This is a genomic window from Demequina lignilytica (assembly GCF_030418305.1).
Classification (GTDB): domain Bacteria; phylum Actinomycetota; class Actinomycetes; order Actinomycetales; family Demequinaceae; genus Demequina; species Demequina lignilytica.
Map to the genome: position 1 here is coordinate 91,578 of NZ_JAUHPX010000009.1, position 15,982 is coordinate 107,559.

Annotated in this window: 13 protein-coding genes and 1 tRNA gene; 8 read left to right on the forward strand and 6 right to left on the reverse strand. The window is 69.0% G+C overall.

Annotated elements, in window-relative coordinates:
* Positions 1–14: 14 nt before the first annotated feature.
* Positions 15–88 (reverse strand) — tRNA-Leu (locus QQX10_RS12885).
* 21 nt (positions 89–109) lie between these two features.
* On the opposite strand from QQX10_RS12885, the gene QQX10_RS12890 reads away from it, so the two are divergent.
* Together QQX10_RS12890 and QQX10_RS12895 are read left to right on the forward strand one after the other, a co-directional pair.
* Positions 110–736 (forward strand): ANTAR domain-containing response regulator, encoded by a 627-nt coding sequence (locus tag QQX10_RS12890; protein ID WP_301121506.1) that lies wholly within the window; start codon positions 110–112, stop codon positions 734–736.
* A gap of 162 nt (positions 737–898) precedes the next feature.
* A complete protein-coding gene (locus QQX10_RS12895) occupies positions 899–2,182 on the forward strand; it encodes an ABC transporter substrate-binding protein (RefSeq protein WP_301121504.1) in 1,284 nt (427 codons plus the stop codon).
* A 489-nt stretch (positions 2,183–2,671) separates the two neighbouring features.
* On the opposite strand, the gene QQX10_RS12900 is transcribed toward QQX10_RS12895, so the two are convergent.
* The 5 genes from QQX10_RS12900 to QQX10_RS12920 are packed head-to-tail and all read right to left on the reverse strand — an operon-like array spanning position 2,672 to position 6,766.
* Positions 2,672–3,397, reverse strand: a complete 726-nt coding sequence (locus QQX10_RS12900; protein WP_301121497.1) for an ABC transporter ATP-binding protein — start codon at positions 3,395–3,397, stop codon at positions 2,672–2,674.
* Complete coding sequence (locus QQX10_RS12905; protein ID WP_301121495.1) at positions 3,394–4,239, reverse strand: ABC transporter ATP-binding protein; 846 nt, start codon at positions 4,237–4,239, stop codon at positions 3,394–3,396. Before QQX10_RS12905 ends, QQX10_RS12900 begins: the two co-directional genes overlap by 4 nt.
* A complete protein-coding gene (locus tag QQX10_RS12910; RefSeq protein WP_301121493.1) occupies positions 4,232–5,206 on the reverse strand; it encodes a branched-chain amino acid ABC transporter permease in 975 nt (324 codons plus the stop codon). Before QQX10_RS12910 ends, QQX10_RS12905 begins: the two co-directional genes overlap by 8 nt.
* Positions 5,206–6,285, reverse strand: coding sequence for a branched-chain amino acid ABC transporter permease (locus tag QQX10_RS12915; protein ID WP_301121491.1), 1,080 nt, complete (start codon positions 6,283–6,285; stop codon positions 5,206–5,208). Before QQX10_RS12915 ends, QQX10_RS12910 begins: the two co-directional genes overlap by 1 nt.
* Before the next feature lie 49 nt (positions 6,286–6,334).
* Positions 6,335–6,766, reverse strand: coding sequence for a PaaI family thioesterase (locus QQX10_RS12920; protein ID WP_301121489.1), 432 nt, complete (start codon positions 6,764–6,766; stop codon positions 6,335–6,337).
* 19 nt (positions 6,767–6,785) lie between these two features.
* On the opposite strand from QQX10_RS12920, the gene polA reads away from it, so the two are divergent.
* From polA to QQX10_RS12950, 6 genes are all read left to right on the forward strand, one after another.
* Positions 6,786–9,446, forward strand: a complete 2,661-nt coding sequence (polA, locus tag QQX10_RS12925; protein ID WP_367281278.1) for a DNA polymerase I — start codon at positions 6,786–6,788, stop codon at positions 9,444–9,446.
* Positions 9,447–9,455: 9 nt separating this feature from the next.
* A complete protein-coding gene (locus QQX10_RS12930) occupies positions 9,456–10,478 on the forward strand; it encodes a 6-phosphofructokinase (RefSeq protein ID WP_301121485.1) in 1,023 nt (340 codons plus the stop codon).
* Positions 10,479–10,612: 134 nt separating this feature from the next.
* Positions 10,613–12,103 (forward strand): 30S ribosomal protein S1, encoded by a 1,491-nt coding sequence (gene rpsA, locus QQX10_RS12935; RefSeq protein WP_301121483.1) that lies wholly within the window; start codon positions 10,613–10,615, stop codon positions 12,101–12,103.
* Positions 12,104–12,205: 102 nt separating this feature from the next.
* Positions 12,206–12,799: a dephospho-CoA kinase gene (gene coaE / locus QQX10_RS12940; protein ID WP_301121481.1), complete on the forward strand. Its 594-nt coding sequence runs from the start codon at positions 12,206–12,208 to the stop codon at positions 12,797–12,799.
* 40 nt (positions 12,800–12,839) lie between these two features.
* A complete protein-coding gene (uvrB, locus tag QQX10_RS12945) occupies positions 12,840–14,903 on the forward strand; it encodes an excinuclease ABC subunit UvrB (protein WP_301121479.1) in 2,064 nt (687 codons plus the stop codon).
* 56 nt (positions 14,904–14,959) lie between these two features.
* Positions 14,960–15,976, forward strand: a complete 1,017-nt coding sequence (locus QQX10_RS12950) for a TerC family protein (protein ID WP_301121477.1) — start codon at positions 14,960–14,962, stop codon at positions 15,974–15,976.
* Positions 15,977–15,982: the final 6 nt, after the last annotated feature.

Below are 15,982 nucleotides of genomic sequence, written 5' to 3' on the forward strand. Positions count from 1 at the left end.
ACGGGGGATGCGAGTGCCCCGGGTGGGATTCGAACCCACAACACCGCGGGTTTGAGCCGCGTGCCTCTGCCAGTTGGGCTACCGGGGCGGGGGCACTAGGCTATCGCCTGTGACTGACGAGAATGTCGCTCCCGAGGAGCAGAAGGCCAAGCCCGCCACCCGGACCCGCCGCGCCGTCGTCGCCGAGGACGAGGCGCTCATCCGCATGGACATCGTCGAGACCCTCCGCGAGGGCGGGTACGACGTCGTCGGCGAGGGCGCGAACGGCGAGGAGGGCGTGGAGCTCGCGCGCGAGCACAAGCCCGACGTGGTGGTGATGGACGTGAAGATGCCCGTGATGGACGGAATCTCCGCGGCCGAGATCATCGCGAAGGAGCGGATCGCACCCGTGGTGCTGCTGACCGCGTTCTCGCAGACCGAGCTGGTGGAGCGCGCCCGTGACGCGGGCGCCATGGCGTACGTGGTGAAGCCCTTCACCCCGGGTGACCTGCTGCCTGCCGTCGAGATCGCGGCGTCGCGCTACGTCGAGATCCGGGCCCTCGAGTCGGAGATCGCGGACATCAACGAGCGCATGGAGACCCGCAAGAAGGTCGAGCGCGCCAAGGGCCTCCTGATGGAGAAGATGAAGCTCAACGAGCCGGAGTCCTTCCGCTGGATCCAGAAGACCTCGATGGACCGTCGTCTCACCATGCGAGAGGTCGCGGAGGCCGTCATCGACCAGATGGGCGGAAAGTAGCGCCTTCTGTCGCTTTTGCACGAAGTTCGGTCACAGAATCGTGATGGACACGACGCAATCGCGTAACTTTCTGCCGCTACCGTGACGGTTACCGCGCTGGGGATCCTCCTCAGTGCGTCGTGACCAATGGCGAGAACACCTCGCCTCACGGGAGGAAACAACATGGCACGATGGAACTCCATCGCCCGCGGCGCCGCAGTCATCGGCGTGGCGGCACTGTCGCTGGCGGCCTGCTCCACCTCGGAGAGCGAGGGCGGCTCGAGCTCGGACTCCACCTCGGGCGGCAGCGCCTCGGGTGAGGGTCTGAAGATCGGCTCGCTGCTGCCGATCACCGGCTCGCTCGCCTTCCTGGGCCCGCCGGAGATCGCGGGTGTGGACCTCGCCATCCAGGAGATCAACGAGGCCGGCGGCGTGCTCGGTGCGGACGTCACCGTCCAGCACGAGGACTCCTCGGACACCGCGAACCCGAACATCACGGCCGACTCGGTCAGCGCCCTGCTCTCGGGCGGCGTCTCGGTGGTCATCGGTGCGGCGTCCTCCTCGGTCACGCTGAACGCGATCGACGACATCACCAACGCCGGCGTGGTCCAGGTCTCGCCCGCGAACACCGCGACCTCGCTGACCGGCTACTCGCCGTTCTACTTCCGCACCGCTCCGCCGGACACCGTCCAGGGCAACGCGCTCGGCAACCTGATCGTCGCCGACGGCGTGACCAACCTGGGCATCCTGGTCTTCAACGACGACTACGGCACCTCGCTGCGCGACGTCGTCAAGGAGACCGTCGAGGCCGAGGGCGTCACGGTGACCTACGGCGAGGAGGGCCAGGAGTTCGACCCGAACGCCTCGTCGTTCGCGTCGGACGTCCAGGCGATCCTGGCGACCAACCCCGAGGCCATCGCGCTCATCGCGTTCGACCAGACCGCGCTGATCGTGCCCGAGCTCGCCGCGGCGGGCTTCGACACCTCCAAGCTCTACTTCGTGGACGGCAACCTGGCCGACTACTCGGCTGAGCTCGAGGCCGGCCTGCTCACCGGCGCGAAGGGCACCCTGCCCGGCGCGTCCCCGGCGGACGACTTCCGTGCGCTCCTCGACTCGGTCGCCGACGGCGGCTCGCTCGACGAGTACGCGTACGGCGCCGAGTCCTACGACGCCGTCATGCTCACCGCGCTCGCCGCGGTGAAGGGTGGCGCGACCGACGGCCAGACCATCGCCGACAACATGGCGGCCGTGTCGGGTGCGACCGGCGGTGCCGAGTGCACCGGCTTCGCGGAGTGCGTCGAGATGATCGAGGCCGGCGAGGAGATCAGCTACGTGGCGGTCTCCGGTGTGGGCCCGTTCAACGCCGCCAACGACCCGTCCAGCGCCTACATCGGCGTCTACGAGTACGGCGACGACAACACCTACTCGCTGCTCGACACCGTCTTCGGTGAGGTCCCGGAGGCCTGAACCTGACAGGCACCCGATGATCTGAGCATCACGCACGAGGCCCCCGGCTTTCGCCGGGGGCCTCGTCGTGTGTGCGGGCCGGGGCGGGCCGACCCGTCCTCGTCCGGACCCGGCCTCCCCGCATCGTCCGGAACCGGCCTCCCGCGCCGCACCCCATCCCGACCCGCCCCGCCGCGAAATGGACGCTGGCTGCCCGAAAGCGGCGCGTTTCGTGCACAGGACGTCCATCCCGCGGGGATGTGCGCGCCGCGGGTGACCGCAGCGCGTCTGCGGGCGCCCGCGCATCGTCGGAGCCGGCCGACCCTCGCCCCACCCCATCCCCTCCCGCCCCCTCCGCGTATTGGACGCTGGCTGCCCGAAAGCGGCCCGTCTCGTGCACCGGACGTCCATTCCGCGGGGGATGTGGGCAGCACGGACGATGCGCGGGCACAGCGAAGGGCCCCGACCCGCCATTGCGGATCGGGGCCCTGAGGCGTCGAGGACGCCCGGTTACGCGCCGAGCGTGCCCAGATACAGCTCGATGACCTTGGGGTCCTTGAGCAGCTCCTGGCCGGTCGCGGTGTACGCGGACGTGCCCTGGTCGAGCACGTAGCCGCGGTCGCAGATCTGCAGGCAACGACGCGCGTTCTGCTCGACCATGATCACCGTGACGCCCGTGCGGTTGATGTCGCGGGTCCGCACGAAGGTCTCGTCCTGACGTGCAGGGGAGAGGCCGGCGCTGGGCTCGTCGAGGAGCAGCACCTGCGGGTCCATCATCAGCGCGCGGGCCATGGCGACCATCTGGCGCTCACCGCCGGAGAGCGAGCCAGCGCGCTGGCTCTTGCGGTCGATGAGGACCGGGAAGAGCTCGCCGATCTTCTTCAGCTGCTTCTTGAAGTTCTTGTGCGCCTGGTACGCGCCCATCTCGAGGTTCTCCTCGATGGTGAGCGTGGGGAACACGTTGTTGGTCTGCGGGACGAAGCCGACGCCGCGCTTGACCAGCTGGTCGGCACGCAGGTTCGTGATGTCCTCGCCCGCCAGCGTGACGGAGCCCTCGCGCACCGGCACCAGGCCGAAGAGGGACTTGAGGAACGTCGACTTGCCGGCGCCGTTGGGGCCGATGATGCCGATGAGCTCGCCCTGCTTCACCTCCATGGTGCAGCCGTTGAGGATGTTGATCCCCGGCAGGTAGCCGGCGATCAGGTTGTCCGCGTGAAGGATCACGTTGTCGCTCATGCGTCACGCTCCTCGGAGAGGTCGGTGTCGTGGTGGGCGCCCAGGTACGCGTCCTGCACCGCCTGGTTGGACATGACGGTGCCGGCCGGGCCCTCGGCGATGATCTGGCCCTCGGCCATCACCACCACCCAGTCGGAGATCCGTCGGACCATGTGCATGTCGTGCTCGACGAAGAGGACGGTCATGCCCTCCTCCTTGAGCTCGACGATGTGGTCGAGGAGCGACTCCGTCAGCGCCGGGTTCACGCCCGCCATCGGCTCGTCGAGCATCACCATGGTCGGCTTCGACATGAGCGCGCGTGCCATCTCGAGGAGCTTGCGCTGTCCGCCCGAGAGCGAGCCCGCGTAGTCGTCCTTCTTCTCGTAGAGCTTGAAGCGGTGCAGGAGCTCGTGCGCCTGCTCCGTGATCTGACGCTCACGCGCGCTCCACAGCGGCGGGACGAAGGCCGTGAGGATGTTCTCACCCGGCTGCTCCTGAGCGCCGAGCCGCATGTTCTCGATGACCGTCATGCGGCTGAGCGCCTTGGTCAGCTGGAACGTGCGGACCATGCCGGCACGCGCCACCTTGGCGGACGGCATGCCCTTGAGGGGCTTGCCGTTGAACACGCCCTCGCCCTCCTGGGCCATGTCGAAGCCCGTGAGGAGGTTGAAGAACGTGGACTTGCCCGCGCCGTTCGGGCCGATCAGCGCGGTGATGGAGTTGCGCTGCACCTCGAAGTGGTTCACGTTGACGGCGGTGAGGCCGCCGAAGCGGCGCACCACGCCGTCGGCCACCAGGATCGCGTCGGGCTTGGCGGCTCCGGGCTCGTGGGCCACGGAGGCGAATGCGGTCGTCTCAGCCATTGAACGCCAGCTCCTTCTTGTTGCCGAGCACGCCCTGGGGGCGGAAGATCACGAGCAGCATCAGCGTCACGCCGACGAGCACGAGCGAGAACGGCTCGAGCTCGGTCGGGGAGAGCACCGTGTCGGGGATGACGGCTCCCGCGACGCCCTTGACCAGCGTGAGCGCCGACCAGAAGAGCACCGAGCCGAGCATCGGACCGAACACCGTCGCGGCACCGCCGAGCAGCAGCAGCGTCCACAGCCAGAACGTCGTGGGACGTCCCATCGAGTCCGGCTGCACCGAGTTGCCCAGCGCCCACATGATGCCGCCGAAGGCTCCGATGACACCACCGATGACGAGCGCCTGCATCTTGTACGAGTAGACGTTCTTGCCGAGCGAGCGGACGGCGTCCTCGTCCTCGCGGACACCCTTGAGCACGCGACCCCACGGCGACTTCGAGAGCCGCCAGTAGATCAGCGAGAAGAGGATCACGAGGCCCCAGGTGACTGTCGTCAGCCACCACGACGAAGAGCGCGACCCGTGCATCGAGATGGGGCCGATGGTGACGATGCTGTCGGGGAACGGCGACAGGGTCTCGAACGGCTCCTTGTAGTCGATGCCGCGGATGCCGGACGAGGCGCCGGTCAGGTCCTTGAGGCTCTGGGAGCGGCCGAGGAAGCGCACCATCTCGGCGGCGGCGATGGTGACGATCGCCAGATAGTCGCCGCGCAGCTTCAGCGTCGGCCACCCGAGCAGCAGCGCGAAGACCGCGGCCGCGGCGAGCCCGATGATGAGCGCCAGCCAGATCGGCAGGCCGTTCGACAGCGAGATCGCGAAGCCGTACATGCCGAGCAGCATGAAGCCGGCCTGGCCCATGTTGAGCAGGCCCGTGAGGCCGAAGTGGAAGTTGAGGCCGATCGCGGCGAGCGCGAAGGCGGCCGTGGACGGCGCGATCGCCGTCGTGAGCACGTTGGTGAGGATGTCCATCAGCCGACCCTCTCTGCCTTGCCCAGGATGCCCTGGGGACGAACGAGCAGGACCAGGATCAGGATGCCCAGCGCCGTCGCGAACTTGAGGTCCGGCGGCAGCCAGACCGTGGACATCTCGGCGACCACTCCGATCACGAGCGAGCCGACGAGCGCGCCGTACGGGTGGCCGAGGCCGCCCAGCGTCACCGCGGCGAACATCATCATCAGCAGCTGCGTGCCGTCATCGAAGCTCATGCCCTGCTGGTACAGGGCGAGCAGGATGCCGCCGAGCGCGGCGAGACCGGCCGCCATGATCCAGACGATGCGGATGATCGAGTCGACCTTGATGCCGGACGCCGACGCGAGGGCCGGGTTGTCGGACACGGCGCGCGTCGCGCGGCCGAGGCGGGTGCGCTGCAGGAAGAACGCGACGCCGACGAGCGCGGCGACGGCGATGCCGACCGAGATCAGCGTCTGGTTGCCGATCTGGATGGGGCCGTACTGGTGGCGGGGGTCGACCGCCTGGATGAGGCGCACCGGGCGTCCGCCCATCCACCACTGGATCAGGTTGACCAGGGCGAGCGAGAGGCCGATCGACACGATCATCTGCTGCACCATGCCCACGCGACGCTTGCGCAGCTGGCTCCACAGCACCTTGTCCTGCACCCAGCCGAGTCCCGAGGCGATGGCCACGGCGATGAGCGCCGCCGGGATGAACGGCAGCCCGATGGTGAACTCCACCGGGATCAGCGGCAGGCTCACCGGCTGCTGCGTGGCGAGGAAGTAGGTGAGCATCGCTCCGAAGGTCACCATCTCGCCGTGCGCGAAGTTGCTCAGGCCCGTGGTGCCGTAGATGAGCGACAGGCCCACCGAGGCGAGCGCCAGCAGCAGGCCGAAGACGATGCCGTTGAGGAAGTTCTGGGCGATGATGTTGGTCCCGCCCGTGGTCGCGGCGGTCGTCGTGGCCGCGGCGGACGGGTCGGTGGAGGCGGCCTCGGCCGCTCCGCCCATGGTCAGGACCGCGGTGACCCCCACCGCCGCGATCACGAAGACGAGCACTGCTCTGAGCAGCACCCGTCGGTCAAGAGTTGCCAGCACGTGTCATACCTCCGTGGTCAAGGTTGCCGCCGAAACTACCCCAGGCGTGTTACCGGCGTGTGGCAGACGTGCTTCTTATTGCACAACTGAGACGTGCCGCGGCGATCATTGCTCCGCTTTCGTCCGAAATCTCCACCTGGTACACCGCCATCGTGCGTCCGCGGCGGAGCGCGGTCGCGGTCGCGGTCACCGTCCCCGTCCGCGCCGAGGCCAGGTGGGAGATGCTGAGGTCGACGCCGACGGCGATGCCGTCCGGATCGCTCTCGAGCGCGTGCGCCATCGCGGCGAGGGACCCGAGGGTCTCCGCGAGCACCGCCGAGGCGCCCCCGTGCAGGAGGCCGTAGGGCTGCGTGTTGCCCTTCACGGGCATGGTGCCGACGGCACGGTCGGCGCTCACCTCGATCACCTCGATTCCCATCTTCTGGATGAGCCCGTCGGGAAGGTCGGCGAGGGATGCGGGGACCGCGTCGTTGTCGGACATAGGGCCTAGATTGGCAGTCGTGAGCGATTCCACCAAGGGCACCCTCCTGCTGGTCGACGGACTCTCGATGGCCTTCCGCGCGTTCTTCGGCCTCCCGGTCGAGAACTTCGCGACCTCGACGGGCGTGCCGACCAACGCCGTCTACGGCTTCACCACCATGCTGGCGACGCTCCTCAAGGACAACGCGCCGACGCATGTCGCCGTGGCGTTCGATCTGCCGGGCGGCACCTTCCGCACCGAGCGGCTGCCGTCCTACAAGGGCACGCGCGATGCGACACCGCCCGAGTTCGAGCCGCAGGTGCCGCTGATCCGGGAGATGCTCGACGCGCTGGGCGTGGTCGCCGTGGACCGGGCGGGCTACGAGGCGGACGACCTGCTCGCGACGTACGCGCGTCGGGGCCGCGAGGCCGGCATGGAGGTCCTGGTGGTGTCGGGCGACCGCGACACCATCCAGCTGGTGACCGAGACCGTCACCCTGCTCTACCCGCGCAAGGGGGTGTCGGACCTGGTGCGCTTCACTCCCGACGCCGTGGAGGAGAAGTACGGGGTGCGACCCCAGCAGTACCCGGATCTCGCGGCCCTGGTGGGCGAGACGAGCGACAACCTTCCGGGCGTGCCGAAGGTGGGACCCAAGACGGCCGCGAAGTGGATCGCCGCCTACGGGGGGCTGGAGGGCATCCTCGAGTCGGCCGACGACGTGCCCGGGGTCGCCGGCGCGAACCTGCGCGAGCACGTCGACCAGGTCCGCCTCAACCGCGAGCTCAACCATCTGCTCGACGACATGGACGTCGAGGTGCCGCTGGAGGCGCTCGAGTATCGCGGCGCCGACGCCGCGGCGATCCATCAGATGTGCGACAGCCTGCAGTTCCGCACGCTCAGGGACCGGCTGCTGCCGTTCGTCGCGGGAGGTGCGGAGGCGGCGCCGGCCCCCACGACCGAGGAGGTCGTGGTCACGACAGACGGCGCGGTCGCCGCGATCGCCGCCCTGCCCGGGCCGGTGGCCGTGCACGTCGACGGACGTGCGGGCGCGGACGCCGACGCGTGGGCGATCGGGGTGGCGGCCTCGTCGGCGTCGGCGTGGGGGGTCGACCTGTCTGCGCTCGACCCCGCCGAGGAGAGGGACCTCGGGGCATGGCTCGCGGACGCGTCCGTCCCGAAGGTGCTGCACGCGTCGAAGGACGCCTGGCATGCGCTGCAGGCCCGAGGATGGGACCTGGAGGGGGTCGTCGGCGACACGCAGATCGCGGCGTTCCTGGTCAACCCCGATCAGCGTGGCTTCGAGCTCGAGCAGATCGTGCAGCGACACCTCGGCGTCACCGTCGATGCGGGTGCGGCGGGGGACGAGCTCGACCTGGGGCTCGGCGGCGGAGCCGGCCGGACGGCGGGCGAACGTGCCGCGCTCGTGCGGGCGCTGGCCGACGTGCTCGACCCGATGGTCGAGGAGCGCGGCATGGGCGACCTGTACCGCGACCTCGAGGTCCCGCTGGTGGCGGTGCTGGCGCGGATGGAGCACGCGGGCATGGCGGTCGACGCCGCGACGCTCGCCGGGCTGCAGGACGAGGCGCGCGGCCGTCAGGACCGTGCCGCCGAGGAGGCGTACGCGGCTCTGGACGGCGACCGGGTGAACCTGGCGTCGCCCAAGCAGCTGCAGGAGGTGCTGTTCGATCGCCTCGGCATGCCCAAGACCAAGAAGATCAAGACGGGCTACTCGACCGACGCATCGTCGCTCGCCGAGCTCAACGAGAAGGCGCCGCATCCCTTCCTCAGCGCGCTGCTGGCGCATCGTGACGCCGCGAAGCTGGCGCAGATCATCGAGACGCTCGCGCAGGCCGTGCGCGCGGACGGCCGCATCCACACGACCTTCTCGCAGACAGTCGCCGCGACCGGCCGGCTGAGCTCGAAGGACCCGAACCTTCAGAACATCCCCATCCGCACGCCGGAGGGTCACCGCATCCGGGAGGCGTTCGTCGTCGGCGCGGGCTTCGAGACCCTGGTGACGGCGGACTACTCGCAGATCGAGATGCGGATCATGGCCCACCTGTCTGGCGACCAGGGGCTGATCGAGGCCTTCGCGGCGGGGGAGGACCTGCACCGCTTCGTCGGGTCCCGCGTGTTCCACGTCGCGCCCGAGGACGTGAGCCCGGAGATGCGGGCGCAGGTCAAGGCGATGTCGTACGGCCTGGCGTACGGACTCTCGTCCTTCGGGCTCGCGCGGCAGCTGTCGCTGCCCGTGGGCGCGGCGCAGGCGCTCATGGACGACTACTTCGCGCGCTTCGGCGCGGTGCGTGACTACCTGCGCGGCGTCGTCGAGCGCGCGCGCGACGACGGCTACACCGAGACGATCTTCGGACGTCGGCGCTACATCCCGGACCTCACCTCCACCAACCGCCAGCGCCGGGAGATCGCGGAGCGCATGGCGCTCAACGCGCCGATCCAGGGGTCCGCCGCGGACCTGATCAAGCGTGCCATGCTGGGCGTCGAGCGCAGACTGCGGGACGAACGTCTGGCATCACGCCAGGTACTTCAGGTGCATGATGAGCTCGTGGTCGAGACTGCACCGGGAGAGCGGGACGCGGTCGAGGCCATTCTCAGGGACGAGATGCACGCCGCAGGCGATCTCAGCGTCCCCCTCGAGGTCAACGTCGGAGTGGGCGGTGACTGGCGCACCGCAGGACATTAGGGTGGTTTCATGCGAATCGGACTTCTCACGGGCGGCGGCGACTGCCCCGGCCTGAACGCCGCGATCCGTGCGGTGGTCAAGCGCGGCACGTCGGAGCTCGGATGCTCCATCGTCGGCTTCAACAACGGCTGGCAGGGAGTGATCGACGGGGATGCGAAGCCCCTGACCCGTGACGACGTGTCCGGCATCCTCATCCACGGCGGGACCATGCTCGGCACCGCCCGATGCCACCCGCACAAGGTCGAGGGCGGCATGGAGGCGGTCAAGGACACGTTCGAGCACGAGAAGCTCGACGGGTTCATCTGCATCGGCGGCGACGGGACCCTCAAGGCGGCCGGCAAGGTCTCGAAGGCGCTCGGCGTGCCCGTGATCGGCATCCCGAAGACCATCGACAACGACGTGGTCGGCACCGACAACGCGATCGGCTTCGACACCGCCGTGACGGTCGCGACCGAGGCGGTCGACCGGCTGCACTCCACCGCCGAGTCGCACAACCGGGTCATGGTCGTCGAGCTGATGGGCCGCCACAGCGGCTGGATCGCGGTCACCGCGGGCATCGCGGGAGGCGCCGACATCATCCTCGCGCCCGAGGAGCCGTTCGACATCGACCAGATCGCGAAGCGCATCAAGCACCGCCACCGCTACAAGAACTTCTCGATCGTCGCGGTCGCCGAGGGCGCGATCCCCGCCGAGGGCACCACGTGGGAGGGCAACCCCACCATCGACGCGAAGGGCAACCCGATCGCCGGCTCGATCGGCCACGAGGTCACCAAGGCCATCGAGGCCCGCACCGGCTTCCCGACCCGCCTCACGGTGCTCGGCTACGTCCAGCGCGGCGGTGTGCCGACCGCGGCGGACCGGCTGCTGGGCACCCGCATGGGGATCGCCGCGATCGACGGGATCGTCGCCGGCGAGTCGCACAAGTTCACGGCCCAGCAGGGTGACCACATCGTCCTCGAGCCCTTCGAGACGATGATGGGCAAGACCAAGTGGGTGCCGGCGGATCTCCTCAAGGCGGCCAACGGCCTCTGAGGCCGGCCGCCGCGCCGCGGCGCGCGTTGTGCGTGACCCCTGTTCGAGGTATGATTTTCGTTGGCCTATCACGCCTGCGCGTCCGGCCTGTCCATATTCATACGATTCCCTGTCCACATCGGAGCTTCTCCTTCATGCCCGTTTCCACCCCCGAGTCCACCCCTATCGCCGTCAACGACATCGGCACCGCTGAGGACTTCCTCGCTGCCGTCGACGCGACCATCAAGAACTTCGACGACGGCGACCTCGTCGAGGGCACCATCGTCAAGGTCGACCGTGACGAGGTCCTCCTCGACATCGGCTACAAGACCGAGGGCGTCATCCCCGCTCGCGAGCTCTCCATCCGTCACGACGCCGACCCGGACGAGGTCGTCAACGTCGGCGACACCGTCGAGGCGCTCGTCCTCACCAAGGAGGACAAGGAGGGTCGCCTGATCCTCTCGAAGAAGCGCGCGCAGTACGAGCGCGCCTGGGGCTCGATCGAGAAGATCAAGGAGGAGGACGGCGTCGTCTCCGGCACCGTCATCGAGGTGGTCAAGGGCGGCCTGATCGTCGACATCGGCCTCCGTGGCTTCCTCCCGGCCTCGCTCGTGGAGATGCGCCGCGTGCGCGACCTCGCGCCCTACATCGGCCAGGCCATCGAGGCCAAGATCATCGAGCTCGACAAGAACCGCAACAACGTGGTCCTGTCGCGCCGTGCGTTCCTCGAGCAGACGCAGTCGGAGGTCCGCTCGTCGTTCCTCACCGCGCTCGCGCCGGGCCAGGTCCGCAAGGGTGTCGTCTCGTCGATCGTCAACTTCGGCGCGTTCGTCGACCTGGGCGGCGTGGACGGCCTCGTGCACGTCTCCGAGCTCTCGTGGAAGCACATCGACCACCCGTCCGAGGTCGTCTCGGTCGGCCAGGAGGTCGAGGTCGAGGTCCTCACCGTCGAGATGGACCGCGAGCGCGTCTCGCTGTCGCTCAAGGCGACCCAGGAGGACCCGTGGGCGGTCTACGCCCGCACCCACGCGATCGGTCAGATCGTCCCGGGCAAGGTCACCAAGCTTGTCCCGTTCGGCGCGTTCGTGCGCGTGTTCGAGGGCATCGAGGGCCTGGTGCACATCTCCGAGCTGGCGACCCGCCACGTGGAGCTGCCGGAGCAGGTCGTCTCGGCCGACGAGGACGTCTTCGTCAAGATCATCGACATCGACCTCGAGCGTCGCCGCATCTCGCTGTCCATCAAGCAGGCCAACGAGGGTGTCGACCCCCAGGGCGAGGACTTCGACCCCGCGCTGTACGGCATGACCGCCGAGTACGACGCAGCCGGCAACTACATCTACCCCGAGGGCTTCGACGCCGACACCCAGGAGTGGCGCGAGGGCTTCGACGAGGCCCGCGAGGCCTGGGAGGCCGAGTACGCCAAGGCGCACGAGCGCTGGGAGGCTCACAAGTCGTTCGTGGCCAAGCAGGACGCCGCAGCCGCCGAGGCCGAGGCCACCGCTCCGGCCGCCGCCCCCCGCAAGGGTGGCCGCAAGGGCGACGCCCCCGCGTCGTACTCGTCGCACGACGAGTCGACCAACGACCAGGGCACCCTGGCCTCGGACGAGCGTCTCGCCGCGCTGCGCGAGAAGCTCACCGGCAACTGATCCTCACCGATCTCACGGAGGCCGCCATCCCCTCGGGGGTGGCGGCCTCCGTCGTATCCGGCCTGCTTGGCGCCGGTGGGTGCCACGTGTGACACTTCATCCGTGCTGCGCATCGGTCTCACCGGAGGAATCGCCTCGGGCAAGTCGACGGCCCTGGCGCGCTTCGCGGAGCTGGGAGCGCGCGTGGTCGATCACGACCAGCTGTCGAGGCGCGCCGTCGCACCCGGATCGGCGGCGCTCGCCGACATCGCCCGCGAGTTCGGCCCCCGGCTGATCGTGAAGGACGAGCTGGACCGCGGCGCCCTCGCGCAGATCGTCTTCGCCGACGACCACGCGCTCGCGCGTCTCAACAGCATCGTCCATCCGTACGTCATGGCGATGGGCCAGGCGGCGGACCGTCAGGCGCGTGCCGAGGGCGTGCGCGTGATCGTCCATGACATCCCCCTGCTGGTCGAGACGGGGCAGGACGGGGAGTTCGACCTGGTGGTCACGGTGGCGGCGGAACTCGACACGCGGGTGCGCCGCATGATCGAGTCCCGCGGCATGACGGAGGACGATGCGCGGGCCCGGATCCGCGCCCAGGCGACCGACGAGCAGCGGGCCGCGGCGGCGGACGTGGTGCTGGACGGCAACGCGACGCCCGAGCACCTCGCGCGTCAGGTCGACGACTTCTGGCACGTGCACGTCCCGTCGTGAGCGCGACGGCGGTGTCGGACCCCCGGCGTACCGTAGTCGCATGACGCGACCCGATCTCCGCCGCAGCGAGGCCCCGTTCCAGGTGGTCTCGGAGTACCGGCCCAGCGGCGACCAGCCCAAGGCGATCGACCAGCTCGCCGCCCGCCTGCAGGCGGGGGAGCAGGACGTGGTGCTGCTCGGCGCCACGGGCACCGGCAAGTCGGCGACCACCGCGTGGCTCGTGGAGCGGCTGCAACGCCCCACCCTCGTCATGGCGCACAACAAGACGCTCGCGGCCCAGCTGGCGAACGAGTTCCGCGACCTGCTGCCGAACAACGCCGTCGAGTACTTCGTCTCGTACTACGACTACTACCAGCCCGAGGCGTACGTGCCGCAGACGGACACGTTCATCGAGAAGGACTCGTCGATCAACGAGGAGGTCGAGCGCCTGCGCTACTCGGCGACCAACTCGCTGCTGACGCGACGCGACGTCGTGGTGGTCTCCTCCGTGTCCTGCATCTACGGCCTGGGCACGCCGGAGGAGTACATCGAGGGCATGGTCACGCTCGCCGTCGGCGACGTGGTCGACCGTGACGCGCTGCTGCGCGAGTTCGTGCAGATGCAGTACTCGAGGAACGACCTCGCGTTCACGCGCGGCACGTTCCGTGTGCGCGGCGACACCGTCGAGATCATCCCCGTGTACGAGGAGCTCGCGATCAGGATCGAGATGTTCGGCGACGAGGTCGAGGCGCTGTACACGCTCCATCCCCTCACCGGCGACATCGTCGAGCGGCGTCAGCAGGTGCACATCTTCCCGGCGTCCCACTACGTCGCCAGCGAGCAGCGCATGAACCGCGCGATCAGCACGATCGAGATCGAGCTGGGGGAGCGGCTGCAGGAGCTGGAGCGGCAGAACAAGCTGCTCGAGGCCCAGCGGCTCAAGATGCGCACCACCTTCGACCTCGAGATGATGCGCTCCGTCGGCACGTGCTCCGGCATCGAGAACTACTCGCGCCACATCGAGCAGCGCGAGGCAGGCACGCCCCCGCACACGCTGCTCGACTACTTCCCGGACGACTTCCTCCTGGTGATCGACGAGTCTCACGTGACGGCGCCCCAGATCGGCGCGATGTTCGAGGGCGACACCTCCCGTAAGCGCACGCTCGTCGAGCACGGCTTCCGGCTCCCGTCGGCGATGGACAACCGGCCGCTCAAGTGGGACGAGTTCAAGGAGCGGATCGGTCAGACGGTGTACCTCTCCGCGACCCCCGGGCGGTACGAGCTGGAGCGCGCGGACGGCGTGGTCGAGCAGATCATCCGCCCCACCGGGCTGGTGGATCCCCGGATCGTGGTGAAGCCCACCGAGGGCCAGATCGACGACCTGCTCGAGGAGATCCGCACCCGTGTCGAGCGGGATGAGCGCGTGCTCGTCACCACGCTCACCAAGAAGATGGCCGAGGACCTCACCGAGTATCTGGGGGACCGGGGCGTCCGCGTCGAGTACCTGCACTCCGACGTCGACACCCTGCGGCGCGTGGAGCTGCTCCGCGAGCTGCGGATGGGACGCTTCGACGTGCTCGTCGGCATCAACCTCCTGCGCGAGGGTCTCGACCTGCCGGAGGTGTCGCTCGTCTCGATCCTCGACGCCGACAAGGAGGGGTTCCTGCGGTCCGGCACCTCGCTCATCCAGACCATCGGACGCGCGGCCCGCAACGTCTCGGGCGAGGTCCACATGTATGCGGACACCATCACGGACTCGATGGCCTCGGCGATCGACGAGACCAACAGGCGCCGCGACATGCAGATCGCGTTCAACGAGGCGAACGGCATCGACCCGACGCCGCTGCGGAAGCGGATCGGCGACATCACGGAGATGCTCGCGCGCGAGGAGGCCGACACGGCGCAGACCCTCGCCGACGCCAGGACGGCGCCGACCCCGGGCTCCGACGGCAAGCGGTCCCTCCTCGCGCAGCGGCCGGCGGAGGAGCTGTCGCAGCTCATCGAGGACCTCTCCGCCCAGATGAGAGGCGCGGCCGCGGACCTGCAGTTCGAGATCGCCGCGCGCCTGAGGGACGAGATCGGCGAGCTGAAGAAGGAGCTGCGTCAGATGATCGACGCGGGCTGAACGGCTCCGGACCGGGGACGCCGCGGCTCGAGGTCGCGCGCGCCTAGGATGGTCCGGTGGAATCCGGACTCGTGTGGGCGATCACCATCGCGGGCATCGTGGGGCTGTTCGTCTTCGACTTCGTCGTCGTGGTCGCGAAGCCGCACGTCCCCAGCTTCCGCGAGTCAGCGCTGTGGTCCGTCTTCTACATCGTCCTCGCGCTCGCCTTCGGCGCCTCGATGTGGCTGTGGAACCTGCCGCACAAGGGCACGGAGTTCCTCGCCGGCTTCATCACGGAGAAGTCGCTCTCGGTCGACAACCTCTTCGTCTTCATGGTGATCCTGTCGCGCTTCGCGGTACCGGCGAAGCAGCGCCAGCGCGTGCTGCTGATCGGGATCGCCATCGCGCTGGTCCTGCGCGGCGTCTTCATCGCCGCCGGGGCGGCCGCGCTCCACACGTTCAGCTGGAGCTTCTACCTGTTCGGCGCGTTCCTGCTCTACACGGCCGTGGTCATCGCTCGGGAGGGCGGCGCCGAGGAGGGTGAGGTCGAGTACAAGGAGAACGCGATGGTGCGGTGGGCGCGTCGTCACCTGCCGGTGACCGACGGCTACCGCGACGGGCGCTTCGTCATCCGTGAGGCGGGACGGCGCATGGTGACCCCCATGGTGCTCGTGATCCTCGCGATCGGCGGCACCGACGTCCTGTTCGCGCTCGACTCCATCCCGGCGATCTTCGGGCTGACCCAGGACCCGTACATCGTCTTCACCGCCAACGCCTTCGCGCTGCTCGGCCTGCGCCAGCTGTTCTTCCTCGTGGACGGCCTGCTCGAGCGGCTGGTCTACCTGTCCTACGGCCTCGCGGTGATCCTCGCGTTCATCGGCGTGAAGCTGGTGCTCGAGGCGCTGCACGCGAACTCGCTGCCGTTCATCAACGGCGGCGAGCCGGTCCACGTGCCGGAGATCTCCTCATGGGTGTCGCTCGGCGTGATCATCGTGGTGATCGCCGTCGCCACCGTCGCGTCGCTGATCGCGTCCACGCGGGGCGCGACGCTGCCGCGGCATCCCGACCACAGCGAGGGACACCCTCAGGACTGACCGCGG